Consider the following 14,117-nt stretch of genomic DNA (forward strand, 5'->3'; position numbering starts at 1 on the left):
CTACAGCCCCCAGCGCTACATCTTCTGATGCCGCTTGCCTTCTGGTATTCAAAATCATTTCTCTTGAAGGGATAATTTCTGTCTTTTCCGGCTACTCTATAATACATGCTTTCTAGTTGTTAAAGTTAAACACCACAAACAAGTATAAACCATTGCGTATGCACCTGAAGAAATTATTCGCACTCATACTTTTACTTTTCACGTTGCAGCTGGTGGCTATGGCTAAGCCGGAGGCGCTACGTGTAGAACCGGCTTTCTGGTGGGCCGGAATGGCGTCGCCAGACCTCCAGCTGATGCTGCACGGCCCGGACATCGGCAACTTAAAACCGGAGCTGCAGCACGAGGGCATAGTTGTTAAAGATGTTATAAAAGTATCAAACCCTAACTACCTGTTCCTCAATATAGATATCTCTAAAGCGAGTGCCGGCAAGTTCCGGCTGCAACTGAAAGACGGCAACAGGGTTGTGCATAAGTATACCTATGAGTTGAAGGAGCGAAAGGCTGGCTCCAGCCAACGCCAGGGCTTCGATAATTCGGATGTGATTTACTTGATTACGCCGGACCGCTTTGCGAACGGCAACCCAAAGAACGACAATGTGAAAAGTATGGCCGAGAAAGCGAACCGCTCCGACAAAAGCGGACGCCACGGGGGCGACCTGGAAGGCATCATTCAGCACCTGGACTACCTAAAGGACATGGGGTTTACCGCGCTATGGGTTAACCCGGTGCTGGAGAATAATCAGCAAAATACCTCCTACCACGGTTACTCTACCACCGACTACTATAAAGTTGATCCCCGCTTTGGCGACAACGCACAGTATGTGGCGCTTTCCGAAAAAGCTGACGAGCGTGGCATCAAGCTGATCATGGACATGATCCCGAACCACATCGGATCGGAGCACTGGTGGATGGACGATTTGCCGACAGAAGACTGGCTGAACTACCAGGACAACTACAAGCAGACGAACCATCGGCGGGAGGCTATACAAGATCCGCACGCAGCTGCCTACGACCGCAACCTGCACACGCAGGGCTGGTTTGTTGAGTCGATGCCGGACCTGAACCAGGAGAACGAGCTGCTGGCGCAGTACCTGATCCAGAACGCCATCTGGTGGATAGAGTATGCGAATCTGGGCGGCATCCGGGTAGACACATACTCCTACTCCTACCCCCCTTTCATGACCGAGTGGACCCGCCGCATTATGGAGGAGTACCCCAATTTTAATATTGTGGGCGAAGAGTGGTCGCTGAACCCGGCTATTGTGGCATACTGGCAGCGCGGAAAGAAAAACCCGAACGGCTATACTTCCTACCTGCCGAGCCTGATGGATTTTCCGGTTCAGAATGCTTTGGTGGCCGCGTTGCGTGATGATGAAACAGGGTGGGACACCGGATGGCTGCACTTGTACGCCATGCTGGCCAACGACTTTCAATATGCCGATCCCGGAAACCTGGTGGTATTCCCCGATAACCATGACATGGACCGCATCTATACGCAACTCAACCAGGATGCCGCACTGACCAAGCTGGCCCTTACCTACATCCTGACAACGCGCGGTATTCCGCAACTATACTATGGCACGGAGATCCTGATGCACAACGATGCACCCGGAGACCACGGAATTATTCGCACGGATTTTCCGGGCGGCTGGGAAGGTGATAAGATAAACGCATTTACCGGCCAAAGGCTGACGGAGGAACAGCGGCAGATGCAGGAATTCACCAAAAAGCTGCTGAACTGGCGCAAAAATACCGAGGCGGTACAAACCGGCAAACTTACCCACTATGCTCCCTACAAAGGCGTTTATGCTTATTTCCGGGTGCAGGGAGATCAGAAAGTAATGGTAATCCTGAACAAGAATGAGAAGCCCTACGACTTAGCGCTGGATAAATTTGCTGCGCAACTGAACGGTAAAACGAAAGGCGTGGATGCCATAACAGGCAAGACTTATCAATTAGATAAGAAAGCCCTGGCCTTGCCTCCCAAAGCCCCGCTTGTTCTGGAACTGCAGTAACAGGTATAAGGTATGGCAGCGCCTGCCGCAAAATCTTACATGCTCCGGTCAAAAGCCGGAGCATTTTCTTTTCCCTATCTTTTGAGCTATAGAAGCGTATGCTATACTTAATTCTGCTTTAAAGCTGCGATTTCTTAACAAACCCCACTTCTTTTTCATGGACGATCTTCTTGATAACGTTTACTACCATAACACGGTACAGACTTACCTCATCACGCTGGGCTTTGTGCTACTTGGCTTCCTGCTGATCAGGTTCTTTAAAAGATCTGTGCTTACACGAATAGCTAAGCTCACCCAAAAAACCAGCACTAATTTCGACAACCACCTGGTAGAAAGCATTGACCGCTTTGGCATACCTGCTTTATACTTGCTTGTGCTGTTTGCCGGCCTGGATTACCTGGCGCTACCTGTCAGGGCAAACAGAATCATAGAGCTAGCCACCACCGTGGCGCTTACTATACTGGCCATCAGGCTCATTTCCACTACTATCATACTTCTGCTGCGCTCATATATCAGCAAGCAGGAGCACGGCACCGAGAAAGTAAAGCAGATGGCCGGCGTCATCCTGGTGATCAATCTCCTGATCTGGGGGCTGGGCCTGCTTACGCTGTTGGACAATTTAGGCTACGACGTTACCACCGTAATTGCCGGCCTGGGCATTGGCGGTATAGCAGTTGCGTTGGCGGCTCAAAACATCCTGGGCGACCTTTTCAACTACTTCGTGATCTTTTTTGACAGACCCTTCGAAATTGGGGACTTTCTGGTAATTGACCAAAAATCCGGCACCGTAGACAAAATCGGCGTGAAAACAACCCGTTTGAAAAGCCTTTCGGGCGAGCAGTTGGTATTTGCCAACTCCGACCTGACTAACTCCCGGATACACAATTACAAACAGCTGCGGGAACGGCGGGTGGTATTTAAGGTTGGCGTCGTATACCAGGTTTCTTACGAACAGTTGCAGGCCATACCGGGCATACTGCGCCGCATTGTGGAAGAGCAGCCGGAAACCCGTTTCGACCGTGCCCATTTCCAGTCTTACGGAGACTCCAGCTTAGACTTTGAGATAGTATACTATGTCCTTTCGCCGGATTACAACAAGTACATGGATATCCAACAATCGATCAACATGCGCATTTTCCACGAGTTTCAGCGGAAAGGAATTGAGTTTGCCTACCCAACCAGAACCCTGTTTGTAATGAATGAAGATCAGGAGCAACAGCCTGTAGCCAAATAAATGTGAAGGGGCAACAAGTTATACCTGCTGCCCCTTCACATTCCAATTTATAATGTATACTTACAGCCCGGATTTATACTTATGAATCACTCCCCTTCCTTTTTTGCTTCCTTCGCTGGCGATGTATACTTCGCCATTGCTGCCAAAGCTTAGGCCTTCCGCCTGGCGGAGCATCTTTTTGTCCAGTGTAGTCACACTGCTGAGTTTGCCATCCTCACTCACCAGCATGATGCGCCCATTAACGGCATCCAGTAGGTAATGCTCACCGGTTAGCGGGTGTATTTCCAGCGACGAAGGCTGTAGCACGTCGTAAAGGTCTTTTTTCTTCTTGTCGGTAGTAGCTTGCAGAAGCTCCTGCTCCAGCGGAATAGTTATGACGGGCTCCGGTCGCATCTTGCCCGATTCCAGGCTCAGTTCATAGATGCCTTTGTTTTTGCCTAGCGTTTTGTCATGGCCTTTGCAGGCAATCAGCAGGCGGTTGTCTGCCTTATCCAGTGCCAGGCCCTCTGTATTTTGACTTGCAGCCAGGGCCGATTTGTACTTCTTTACCTGCGGCTTACTGCTCTCAAATTCCTTCACCTGGAAAACCGTGCCGTCGCTGCGCAGCACATAGGCGGTGCTGCCATCCACTGCCAAACCCTCGTAGTCGCCGGCTGCTCCAAATGGGTATTCTTTTTCAAGTTCTTGGTCTTTGAGATTATAAATAAAGATGCTGCCCTTTTCATCCTGCACACAGGCCATGCGCTCGTCATCCAGCAAGGCTATGCCCGATACCTCGCGCAATTCCGCCGGAAGCACCCAGGAGGCCTCTGGGCGTGCAAAGGCATTGACTTTAGCATTTCCTAAGACCAATGGGCCAGCCAGCGAAGCCTGCTGTACCGTGGCTGCGCCGCTTCCCGCATCGCCTTTCTGCTGCACCAACTCGCCGGACTGGTTAAATATAAGCTCTGCTTCCTCATTTCGGTTCTCCAACTCCACCACATAAAAAGTCTGCTCCCCCTTTTTCAGAAAAGTAGACTCTGCCAGATCATACCGGCTGAAGTGCTCTTGCACATAGTCCAGTACCTGTGGCGGGAGGTTGTTTGCCTCCATCTCCTCCTCTACCTGCAGCAACTGGCCGGCCTTGCTGAACAGCACGCTTCTTTCTCGCCCACCCATCTCAAACTCTGCCTCGAACCCATCTGCTTCTTCGTCCCACTCAGGGTTTTTAACATCCGGGTAAAGTGAGGCAAACTGCGTTTCGACGGCCTCCGGCAACTCTACCTGCTGCCATATACCGCTCAGCTCATCCGCCATCTCGCCACAGGACGCGGCGCCAAAAAGTATCGATCCTCCCAGCAAAACGCTGGCTAATTTGTTCATCTTCATATTTTTCATGTTTAAATTCAGGTCTATGCACAAGTATACTGTCTGAATTTGAAGAGAATCTGAAGATTGGCAGTGTGATACCTTTAACCGGTAAAATAAATGCAAAGGCTGTGCTCGCCATTGTTGTAGTTATACTTTGGAAGGAGGCCATACAGGTTGCAGATCTTTTTGACAAGCGCCAGCCCTATGCCCAAAGAGCCCACCGACTCGTGGCCGGTCCGGAAGCGGCTGAACAGTAGCTCTGGCTGGTCCTGCGGCGCGGCGCCCGTATTGCTGATGCATAGCTTTTGAGGGCTTAGCAGCACTTTTATACTTCCGCCTGGATGGTTGTGCTTGATGGCGTTGCTGAGCAGGTTTTGAAGCAGTACATCGGCCAGGCCGCTGTTCATCTGCACGTATACTTCCTGCATCTCTACTGTTTGCACATTCAGGCTGCGCATGCTGATCACCTCCTGTAAGTGCGCCAGCTGCTCCTGCAGCAGTTGATGCAGCGGCACCTGCCCTTCGGCGGCAAATTCCCGGTTCTCGATGCGGGTGAGCAGGATAAGCGACTTGTTCAGGCGCGCCAGCCTGTTTAAGGCCCCATACATGTCCGAGAGCAGCAGCGCCTGCTCCTCGTTCAGGTTTTCCGACTGCATGAACAGCTCCACTTTACTGCTCACGATCGCCAACGGCGTCTGAATCTCATGCGACACGTTTTCAGTAAACTCCTTCAGGTTCAGAAAGTCACCATGTATCTTTTCCGTCATACTTTGCAGCACCTGGTTCAGCTCTTCAAACTCGGTGGTGCTGCTTGGTTTCAGGGCCAGCGGCTGATGCTGGCTCAGCCTGTAACGCTTTAAGCGGCTGAGGGTGTCGTAAAAATGGCGCCAGGTATACTTGTTGGTGTAGTAGTTTACGAATACCAGCCCCACCAGCAGCAGCATAAAAATCCAGACCATGGCCAGCACCGTGCTTTCGGTCAGGTCATCAAAGTCCATCAGAGACTTCAGGATGGTATACTCATAGGGTTTGCCCTGGCGGTAGGCAGTAAAGGTAAGCTGCCGGAACGGGATGTACTCTTCGTCGTAGTTGCTGTAGATAAGCGTGTCCTTCAGGTGCTCCATCACCAGGTCGGCTGGGTCAGCATCCCTGACAAGTATGGCCTCCGAAATGCCCGAGGTAACGTTGGGCAAGCGGTCGTGCTGCTGTATGTAGGCAATAATATTCTCCTTATCCGTAAACAGCTGGTCGTCCACCTCGTCGTAGATTTCCTCGCGCAACGACAGGTAAAACACGGTACCCCCCACCGCAAACACCACCAGCGACACCAACAGGTAATATAAACTGGTTTTGGTCAGTACTCTCATGGGCTCATAAATTTATAGCCCAGCCCATACACTGTTTGGATATAATCCTCAACGCCGGTTTCCATAATCTTGCGGCGCAGGTTTTTGATGTGCGTGTACACGAAGTCAAGGGAGTCCAGCATTTCGATATGGTCTCCCCACAAGTGCTCGGCTATGGATTCTTTTGTGAGAACGCGGTTGCGGTTAGATGCAAAGTACAGCAGCAGCTCATACTCCTTACGCGTGAGTGCCAGCTTTTTGCCCGCCACCGAGGCCTCTGCGGCTTCCGGGTGCACCTCTACCTCTCCGACGCGCAGCACTTTCTGGCCGTTAAAGTTACGCCGCCGCAGCACCGACTTTAGTCTGGCATTCAGTTCCGACAGGTGGAAAGGCTTGGTCATGTAATCATCGGCCCCAACCTCTAAGCCCATTATTTTGTCATCCAGCGCATTTTTAGCGGAAATTATGATAATGCCTGTATCCGGCTGGTTCTCTTTTACCGACCGCACAATATCCAGGCCGTTACCGCCGGGCAGTGTCAGGTCTACCACAAGGCAGGCGTAGGTATAGGAGGCAGTCTTGAGCATCGCGCTCCTGTAATCGATGGCCGCCTCGCATGCATAGCCCTCCTGCCTCAGGTAAGCCACAATAGACTCTTTCAGTGCTTCCTCGTCTTCAACTACAAGTACTTTCATAGGCTCGTTCTGAAACGGTAAATTACGGAAGAAGTCTGAAGGAATTCTGAGCAGAAGGCACAAATTATGATAACAGCATTTTTATAGCTGCGCGTAAGCGTCAGCTTGCTGGTAAAATTATTCATACTTGGGGAAAGCCGTTTTTTCTCCCGTCGCATCATCCAAAGCAGCACTGGAGCCGGCAGAGAAACAGCTTACAAGTATACCTAGAGTGAGCGAAGCCTGAAGTATAAATTCATTTGACTTGAGCATAAAAAAAGCCGCAGCTTACGCCGCGGCCTTTTCTCAGATGGAAATTTAATACAATGTACAGCGCTTTATACGCAATGGTTGCAAAAAAGTATTTGCGTTACCTGTTATAGCCGCCAAAGTGGCCATAGTAGTTTCCGCGGGTTTCCTCGCGGCGGCCGTAATGGTCGTTCCCGAAATCCCGGAACTGGTCACCGCTACCGTAGGACATGTCATGCCTGTACCCGTGGTTGCCGCGGCTATCGAAGTTCCTGTACATGTCTCCTTCTTCTGGGTTATCATAGTTAGGGTTGTACCCTGTTTGGTAACGGTAGTGGTGCCCGCGGCGGGCGTAGGGCCCTTCTGCATACGGAAAGCGCTCTACATCATACAGATCGTTTTCAGCGCTGCGTGGCAATCCGTAGTCTGCAGAGCGGGGCTGGTCTGTGTAGTTGGAGGTGTCATACATCTCCATGTAGCGATCCTCTCGTGTTCCTGCCCTGCCCCCAGCTCGACCATATTCACGGCTTTGCTGTAGGCGATAATACTCATCCGGTTCATGGCGGGTGTCGCCTAAATGCGCGTGCTCCCGCCCATGGTGCGGCCAGTGCCGATGGTTGTCATGGCCTTCCTGTCTATAGCTGCGGCTAAAATCGCCGTAGTGCCTGTCTCTTTCGTTTCTCATAGTATAAAAGTATGGGCAGCCGCTACACATGCAGGGCTGCCTTGGTTTTACAATTTATTGCCTTATCGCCGATCTCGGTCGCGCATATAGTCATCATGGCGCCTGTTCTCGCGTTGGTTCCAGTTATCCATTTCGCTGTAATGCTGTCCCTCACCGTAGTGCTTCTCCCCGCGCGCATAGTTGCGGCCGGCAAAGCCGGTGCTATAGTCGTTGTCATAGTTAGGGTTGCGGTACTCGCTACGTCGGAAAGACTCTGCGTCGCCGCGTGCGCTGCGTGACCAGTTTCCGCTGTTATCCCCTCGCCTTACATCATGCCCATAGCGCTCATCGGCCATACCATAACGATAATCGGAGCGGCCGCGCTGGCGCAGTTCATCATAATCTCTGTCAGCATAATCGGCACGGGCATCATAATGGCGGCCGGAGTTGTGCTCCTCCTGCGGCACGTAGGTCATGCCGTATGGGTTGCCGCTGCCACTGCGCCCCTGCGTATAGTCAGGACCGGCGTAGTGGGCACCACCTGCCTCAAAGCGGCCCTGCGGTGACATCTGCTGCTGGTCTGCATTGCTGTTGAAGCTGCGGGTGTCGCCATACTGACTATCCGCATTGTTGCCATAGCCGCGGTTAAACTGCGAGTCTACCGTATAGTTGCCGCGGTCTGAGTTCTGCCCATGATGGTGCCCGTGCAGCCATCTGGCGTCATCCTCCTCACGGTACCTGTTTCTATCCGATGTGTCATATCTTCTTTCGTCTCTCATAGCTTGTTGGTTTTGTTAAAATGATCAATTTATTCTTTCTGTTCTACGGTGCCCGAGGCCGCTTAGGTTAGGGTATGGGTAAACCTCGTGGAATGCTATCCGTTAAAAAGAGTACAAAAACAAACCTGATAACTATGGAAAGAGATAATTGGAATAGAGATAACTTCAGCAGCAAAGGGCCCGAAAGGCCTCATGACCAACGAATTGACCAGGACCAGTACAGAGGTGCCTATAGAATTGACACCTCCAGCGATCATAGAAACGAAACTACCTGGGACGGGTACGGAAGCACCGAGCATAGGCATGGCCAGCGGCACCCGGACTATAACCGCGATTATAACAGAAACTACAACAAGGACTATAACCGCAACTATAACGAAGACAGCCGCTACCATGGCTACGACCATGACAACTATAACATGGATAGCCGCTACCGTGAGCACGGGCACGATAAACATTACCGCTCTGGTAACGCTGCGAACTGGAATGATCGGGAGCGTGAGCAACAGTGGCATCAGCATCAGCACCATCATGCTCATCCCCACCGCAGCGTACACGACCGTATCCAGCAGGACGATCCGTACGGCTTAGGCAACTTCAACGCGAATTACGGGCCTGACCCTTATGGCCAAGGCGGCGGCGAGAACTACGGAAATGAGGCGGGGTCGTTAAGTTACGGCTACGACGGTACTTCGAACTATGATCCCGACTGGAACCGCCATTATGACCCGCTCAGCGGCGAGCGAGAAAGCTACCACGGCCACTATACCAGCCGGCATCCGGAAAGCAGGCTTAACCAGCGCAACCGCTACGACAGTGGTAACCGAAACAGATAAAGTATATTAATAAACTTAAAAAGAAGCAAGATGAACACAAACGATAAGAACAAAGACAGGCTTAAAAACGAGGACCTGAACAAGACGCTAAACAAAGGAAATAAAGTGCCTAATATTAACCCTACCGGGCAAAGCAAGAAAGTAGACAATGAAGAGGCAATGAAGGGTAAGTTTGGTGGTGCGCCATCGCAGAAAAGTGGCAGCCGCGGCAGCGCCGACATACAAGACGGCGGAACCGACACAGGCAGCAGTGCCGGCAGTCATTAAAATACTTCGAAAAACCTCTGAAACAGGAAAAGCCACTCAATTGAGTGGCTTTTCCTGTTTCAGAATTACTAAATAAAAACAGATTTCAATTATTGCAGTTCCTCCTGCTCCATGTACTCCCACATAGCATCTTCGGTGGCGCCACTTTTAGCAGCATAGATCAGCATGGTTGTATACACGCCAATCAGCAGGAAGCTTAGAGGAATAGAGAAAACAAAGGAAACAATCAGCGTTTTAACGGGATCTGGCTTGGAACTCATTTTGGTTGAAGCATACCAAAAGAACAGGACATTAAAAATACCAGAAAAAGCAATTAAGTTGATGATGTCTAGCATTGGCTAAAAGTTAGGTTTCTTGTCATGCTGAGGGTAGTATAACTTTTACTCCTTCTTTCAGCATTCCTTTAAATTTCTTTACTAACTGTCGTCTTTGTTATTGTATTTTCCGGTTTGCCTTTACCGGAACTGCTTGATGCAATTTAGAATACTACTTTTAAAAATACAAGTATAGCGGAAATAAATTTTAACGCACAATTACCCTTTCAAATATATAAAGGTAACTATATAGCAACAACTTAGTTTTAAATTCTCTTACAATTTCTGTGCAAAAACGAACCCTCAGGCATAGCCTATTAATGCAATATGCTACAAGAAAGTTTCTTTCTGGGGCCGCAAAACAATACGATCTTCGGTACGCACTGTTGTAATCGCCCTCCACAACTGGCTAGTATGTTTATTAAAAAAAGCGGCCACTTCATGTATATCGTATTTTAAGATTCTCCTGTAGGTTATAAGTTTATCTATATATTTGTAGGAGCGCCTGCTTTAGCTGTTGCCGGCAAGAAGATATGTTAACTCATCCCCCGTACCTATGGAGCCACAAGATAACCCCAGAGACAGAATAATCGCCGAGGCGAAGAATATGTTCTTCACCCGTGGCTATAGCAATGTACTGATGTCTGACCTGGCAAAACGGCTGGGGATGAGCAAAAAAACTATCTACCAGTACTTCTCAGGCAAGGAGGAGTTACTAAGCGTGGTGATTAGGCAGTACGGTTCGGACATACAGCGCACAGTAGAGCAGCTGATGTCAGACAAGCAGTTGGACTTCCCGGACAAGTCTAGGCAAATCTTCAGCTACGTGGGCACCAAGCTGCATGATGTTAATCCGGCCTTTGTGCTAGATATCAAAAAGAACGCACCAGCTGCTTGGCAGCTTTTGCAGCGCCATAAAACGGAGGCGGCCTTCCTTCGGTTCAACACGTTGCTGGACGAAGGCTATCGCAAAGGATACATTCGGGATGATGCCCACCGCACCTTAGCGGTTCTGCTTTACGCCAGTGCCCTGGAAACCATCCTGAACCCTGACTTTACGGAGCAGGTGCCTCACAACCTGATGCAGGACCTTCCCCGCGCCCCCGGCGCAGTGTTCGATGGCTTGGTGAAGATCATATTCAACGGGATTCTTAAAGAGAAGAATTAGTATAACTGGCATAAAACAAAAGAGGTGCTGCAGTTAACTCTGCGGCACCTCTTCCATTAGCAGTCCATACTTACAGGCTTAGCTTCAAAATCTGCTCCACATCCTGTATCTGTATATCCGAGCGCTCGCCAAGATCTTTTACGCCTCGTTCCTCAAAGCGCTGCACAATAGTTTCGATGGTGTCCTCCCCTACCTCGTAATCTGAAAGCTTTGTCTTTACGCCTAATGACTCGAAGAAGGCAATAGTAGCCTGAATGGTTGCCTCCAGGCGCTCATCTTCTGTGCCGCTGTCAACGCCCCAAACACGCTCGCCATACTGTAGCAGTTTCTCTTTCTTTGCACCGATCTTGTAGCGCATCAGCGATGGGAACACAATAGCCAGGGTACGGGCGTGGTCGATACCGTGCAGGGCTGTCAGTTCATGCCCGATGTAATGCGTCGCCCAGTCAGTAGGCACTCCCACCCGGATAACGCCGTTCAAGGCCATGGTAGCCGCCCACATAAAGTTTGCCATCGTGTCATAGTCATCTGGATTTTTCACGGCTTTAGGGCCCTCCTCCTTAAGCGTCAGGAGCACTGCCTCGGCCATGCGATCCTGCAGCGGGGCGTTTACCGGATAGGTCAGGTACTGCTCCAGCACATGCGAGAACGCGTCTACCACGCCGTTGCTGATCTGCCTTACTGGTAAGGTGAAGGTAGTTTCTGGGTCAAGTACCGAGAACTTTGGAAAAGTAACCGGGCTACCGAAGGAAAACTTCTCTTTAGTAGCAACGCGGTTGATTACAGCGCCAGAATTCATTTCTGATCCGGTAGCCGGAAGTGTAAGCACCGCCCCAAAAGGAGCCGCCTTGGTTATCCGCTCGTGCTTTGCTAGTATATCCCACGGCTCCTCCCCTTCATACTCCATGGCAGCTACTATAAATTTAGTGCCGTCAATCACAGAGCCGCCTCCTACGGCCAGAAAGAAATCGATGTTTTGCCGCTTGGCTATGTCTACTGCCTGCATTAACGTTTCGTAGTGTGGGTTCGGCTCTATGCCACTAAACTCCAGCACCTCAAAGCCCTTTAAGGCTTCCATCACCTGCTCATAAACGCCGTTCTTTTTGATGCTTCCCCCGCCATAGGTCATCATTACCCGGCTTCCTGCAGGAATCTCCTGCGCAATAGCACTGATTTGTCCTTTCCCGAACAAGATCTTAACCGGATTATAAAATGTGAAATTATTCATACTATGCTTATTCTTTTTAATGTTTTGGTTAGGTATACTCTTTTTATACTTCAGGGTCGGCCACTTTTACCAGTTGCTTGCCTGTATTAGTGCCTTTGAAGAGCCCCAGAAAAGCCTGCGGGATGTTTTCAAAGCCCTCTGTGATCGTTTCCTGGTATTGCAGCTTGCTGCTCTGCACCCAAGTGGCCAGTTCTTTTGCAGCAACAGAAAACTCATCGGCATAGTCTCCTACGATGAAGCCTTTCATCAGGGCACTCTTTTTTAGCAAAATAGGCTCTACTCGCATGCCTACTGGTGCTGAGGTGCTGTTATAATAGGCTATCTGGCCGCACACCGCTATACGTGCGAACTTGTTCAGCCTTAAGTATACGGCATCTGAGATCTCTCCACCCACGTTGTCAAAGTAGACGTCCACACCATCTGGACACGCTTCAGCTATGGCCTCTTTCATACTACCCGCAGTTTTGTAGTTAATGGCCTCGTCAAAGCCGAGATCGTTTTTCAGATAAGCTACCTTGTCATCAGTGCCGGCCACGCCAACCACCCGGCAGCCTTTCAGCTTCGCGATCTGGCCAACCACAGTCCCCACTGCCCCAGCTGCGCCAGAAACAACCACTGTTTCACCTTCCTTGGGGTTGCCAATGTGCAGTAGCCCAAAGTAGGCGGTAAGCCCCGGCATTCCCAGGATGCCAAGATGGTAGCTGAGCGGTGCAATGCCCGGATCTATTTTACTGAGACCGTTGCCATTATGCACGATGTACTGCTGCCAGGGGAGCCGCCCCAGCACAATGGCACCTGTCGGAAGACTTTCGCTTTTGGAGTCCACTACTTCTGCCACTACGCCTCCCGAAATAGGTTCTCCGACAGCATAGGGTGCCACATAGGACTCCGCGTCGCTCATCCGCCCACGCATGTATGGGTCGACGGATACATAAAGGGCTTTAAGCAGCACTTCCCCCTCCTGCAAAGCAGGAAGCTCACGGTTCTCAAATTTAAAATTATCCAGCGTTGGCGTGCCCGTAGGTCGGCTTGCCAAAAGTATAGTTTTATTATCCATGCTGATTGTGTGCTTGATTCATTATTAATACTCCACAACCGGCACCGGCGCCATTTTGTTTAGATATTCCCTTAGCTCGCTATTTGCCGCTATGCTTTTGCTCTACATCAGGGGCTTTTTTAGCCATATGCCTTTCAGGTATGCTGACCACAAATAAAAAAGGCTGTTCGAGTTAACCCGCAACAACCTTTTTAAGAAGTATAAGCAATCTATGCTAGATAAGATCAAACAGGTTTTGAATGCCGATGTGGCGCTCCTTTGTAAAGCCTTCGCCATACTTCACGCCAATGGCATGTCCTAGTTCTTTCGCTCTGGCCTCTATAAAATCTAAAAACTCGGGCGAGGATATGTACGTGTTCGGCGAGCTGTCATCGGGGTTATAGAACTGCGACTTAAATGCTCTAACTGCTTCCATTTTTTTCTCCCAATGTGGCGTAACGTCCACTATAAAGTCAGGCGTAATCAAACGGTCCTGTATATAATGATACACAGCCTTAGGCCTCCATGCTTCCTGCTCCCGCCAATCCTGATCCTGGGTTTTGATCATCTTCAGGCCAGCTTTAAAGCATGCCTCCGATACCAGTTCACCTCCCCTGCCATGGTCCGGATGGCGATCGTGCACGGCATTGGCAATCACGATCTCTGGTTTATACCTGCGCAGCACTTCCACAATCTTTAGCTGGTGCTCCCGGTCGTTTTGAAAAAAGCCATCCGCAAAACCCAGGTTTTCCCTAACTTCCACTCCCATTACCTTGCCAGCGTCTTTGCCCTCCTGCAGCCTTGTTTCCGGCGTGCCGCGGGTTCCTAGTTCGCCTTGCGTCAGGTCTATGATGCCCACCTTTTTACCGGCAGCAACATGTGCAATTAAAGTGCCTGCACAACCTAGCTCAATATCATCCGGGTGAGAGGCAAAAGCAAGTATATCTAATTTCATTA

At 50.2% G+C, this 14,117-nt stretch carries 14 protein-coding genes; 5 read left to right on the top strand and 9 right to left on the bottom strand.

Annotated elements, in window-relative coordinates:
• Positions 1-158 precede the first annotated feature (158 nt).
• Complete coding sequence (locus tag FJM65_RS01405; RefSeq protein WP_140618638.1) at positions 159-2,015, top strand: glycoside hydrolase family 13 protein; 1,857 nt, start codon at positions 159-161, stop codon at positions 2,013-2,015.
• A 157-nt stretch (positions 2,016-2,172) separates the two neighbouring features.
• Complete coding sequence (locus FJM65_RS01410) at positions 2,173-3,249, top strand: mechanosensitive ion channel family protein (RefSeq protein WP_140618640.1); 1,077 nt, start codon at positions 2,173-2,175, stop codon at positions 3,247-3,249.
• 60 nt (positions 3,250-3,309) lie between these two features.
• On the opposite strand, the gene FJM65_RS01415 is transcribed toward FJM65_RS01410, so the two are convergent.
• From FJM65_RS01415 to FJM65_RS01435, 5 genes are all read right to left on the bottom strand, one after another.
• Complete coding sequence (locus FJM65_RS01415) at positions 3,310-4,617, bottom strand: SdiA-regulated domain-containing protein (RefSeq protein ID WP_181163605.1); 1,308 nt, start codon at positions 4,615-4,617, stop codon at positions 3,310-3,312.
• Positions 4,618-4,700: 83 nt separating this feature from the next.
• Complete coding sequence (locus tag FJM65_RS01420) at positions 4,701-5,966, bottom strand: sensor histidine kinase (RefSeq protein WP_140618644.1); 1,266 nt, start codon at positions 5,964-5,966, stop codon at positions 4,701-4,703.
• The gene (locus FJM65_RS01425) at positions 5,963-6,640 is read right to left on the bottom strand and encodes a response regulator transcription factor (protein WP_140618646.1); all 678 of its coding nucleotides are present in this window, start codon (positions 6,638-6,640) and stop codon (positions 5,963-5,965) included. Before FJM65_RS01425 ends, FJM65_RS01420 begins: the two co-directional genes overlap by 4 nt.
• A gap of 349 nt (positions 6,641-6,989) precedes the next feature.
• Entirely contained in the window at positions 6,990-7,553 is a 564-nt protein-coding gene (locus FJM65_RS01430) for a hypothetical protein (RefSeq protein ID WP_140618648.1), read from the bottom strand.
• A gap of 62 nt (positions 7,554-7,615) precedes the next feature.
• Entirely contained in the window at positions 7,616-8,311 is a 696-nt protein-coding gene (locus FJM65_RS01435) for a hypothetical protein (protein WP_140618650.1), read from the bottom strand.
• Between the two features lie 134 nt (positions 8,312-8,445).
• On the opposite strand from FJM65_RS01435, the gene FJM65_RS01440 reads away from it, so the two are divergent.
• Both FJM65_RS01440 and FJM65_RS01445 read left to right on the top strand, forming a co-directional pair.
• Positions 8,446-9,147, top strand: a complete 702-nt coding sequence (locus FJM65_RS01440; protein WP_140618652.1) for a hypothetical protein — start codon at positions 8,446-8,448, stop codon at positions 9,145-9,147.
• A 30-nt stretch (positions 9,148-9,177) separates the two neighbouring features.
• On the top strand, positions 9,178-9,414 hold the full coding sequence (locus FJM65_RS01445) for a hypothetical protein (RefSeq protein WP_140618654.1): 237 nt from the start codon (positions 9,178-9,180) through the stop codon (positions 9,412-9,414).
• A gap of 89 nt (positions 9,415-9,503) precedes the next feature.
• On the opposite strand, the gene FJM65_RS01450 is transcribed toward FJM65_RS01445, so the two are convergent.
• Positions 9,504-9,749, bottom strand: a complete 246-nt coding sequence (locus tag FJM65_RS01450) for a hypothetical protein (protein WP_140618656.1) — start codon at positions 9,747-9,749, stop codon at positions 9,504-9,506.
• 535 nt (positions 9,750-10,284) lie between these two features.
• Here FJM65_RS01450 and FJM65_RS01455 point away from each other — a divergent pair.
• The gene (locus FJM65_RS01455; RefSeq protein WP_140618659.1) at positions 10,285-10,896 is read left to right on the top strand and encodes a TetR/AcrR family transcriptional regulator; all 612 of its coding nucleotides are present in this window, start codon (positions 10,285-10,287) and stop codon (positions 10,894-10,896) included.
• 70 nt (positions 10,897-10,966) lie between these two features.
• On the opposite strand, the gene FJM65_RS01460 is transcribed toward FJM65_RS01455, so the two are convergent.
• The 3 genes from FJM65_RS01460 to bshB1 form a co-directional block, all read right to left on the bottom strand.
• On the bottom strand, positions 10,967-12,124 hold the full coding sequence (locus tag FJM65_RS01460) for an iron-containing alcohol dehydrogenase (protein WP_140618661.1): 1,158 nt from the start codon (positions 12,122-12,124) through the stop codon (positions 10,967-10,969).
• A gap of 43 nt (positions 12,125-12,167) precedes the next feature.
• The gene (locus tag FJM65_RS01465; protein WP_140618663.1) at positions 12,168-13,181 is read right to left on the bottom strand and encodes an NADP-dependent oxidoreductase; all 1,014 of its coding nucleotides are present in this window, start codon (positions 13,179-13,181) and stop codon (positions 12,168-12,170) included.
• A gap of 214 nt (positions 13,182-13,395) precedes the next feature.
• The gene (gene bshB1 / locus FJM65_RS01470; protein ID WP_140618665.1) at positions 13,396-14,115 is read right to left on the bottom strand and encodes a bacillithiol biosynthesis deacetylase BshB1; all 720 of its coding nucleotides are present in this window, start codon (positions 14,113-14,115) and stop codon (positions 13,396-13,398) included.
• Positions 14,116-14,117 lie beyond the last annotated feature (2 nt).

Source organism: Pontibacter mangrovi (assembly GCF_006385705.1).
GTDB lineage: Bacteria > Bacteroidota > Bacteroidia > Cytophagales > Hymenobacteraceae > Pontibacter > Pontibacter mangrovi.

Coding starts and splice junctions, on each gene's coding strand:
- FJM65_RS01405 (WP_140618638.1), top strand. CDS start 159: ATGCACCTGAAGAAATTATTCGCACTCATACTTTTACTTTTCACGTTG.
- FJM65_RS01410 (WP_140618640.1), top strand. CDS start 2,173: ATGGACGATCTTCTTGATAACGTTTACTACCATAACACGGTACAGACT.
- FJM65_RS01415 (WP_181163605.1), bottom strand. CDS start 4,617: ATGAAGATGAACAAATTAGCCAGCGTTTTGCTGGGAGGATCGATACTT.
- FJM65_RS01420 (WP_140618644.1), bottom strand. CDS start 5,966: ATGAGAGTACTGACCAAAACCAGTTTATATTACCTGTTGGTGTCGCTG.
- FJM65_RS01425 (WP_140618646.1), bottom strand. CDS start 6,640: ATGAAAGTACTTGTAGTTGAAGACGAGGAAGCACTGAAAGAGTCTATT.
- FJM65_RS01430 (WP_140618648.1), bottom strand. CDS start 7,553: ATGAGAAACGAAAGAGACAGGCACTACGGCGATTTTAGCCGCAGCTAT.
- FJM65_RS01435 (WP_140618650.1), bottom strand. CDS start 8,311: ATGAGAGACGAAAGAAGATATGACACATCGGATAGAAACAGGTACCGT.
- FJM65_RS01440 (WP_140618652.1), top strand. CDS start 8,446: ATGGAAAGAGATAATTGGAATAGAGATAACTTCAGCAGCAAAGGGCCC.
- FJM65_RS01445 (WP_140618654.1), top strand. CDS start 9,178: ATGAACACAAACGATAAGAACAAAGACAGGCTTAAAAACGAGGACCTG.
- FJM65_RS01450 (WP_140618656.1), bottom strand. CDS start 9,749: ATGCTAGACATCATCAACTTAATTGCTTTTTCTGGTATTTTTAATGTC.
- FJM65_RS01455 (WP_140618659.1), top strand. CDS start 10,285: ATGGAGCCACAAGATAACCCCAGAGACAGAATAATCGCCGAGGCGAAG.
- FJM65_RS01460 (WP_140618661.1), bottom strand. CDS start 12,124: ATGAATAATTTCACATTTTATAATCCGGTTAAGATCTTGTTCGGGAAA.
- FJM65_RS01465 (WP_140618663.1), bottom strand. CDS start 13,181: ATGGATAATAAAACTATACTTTTGGCAAGCCGACCTACGGGCACGCCA.
- bshB1 (WP_140618665.1), bottom strand. CDS start 14,115: ATGAAATTAGATATACTTGCTTTTGCCTCTCACCCGGATGATATTGAG.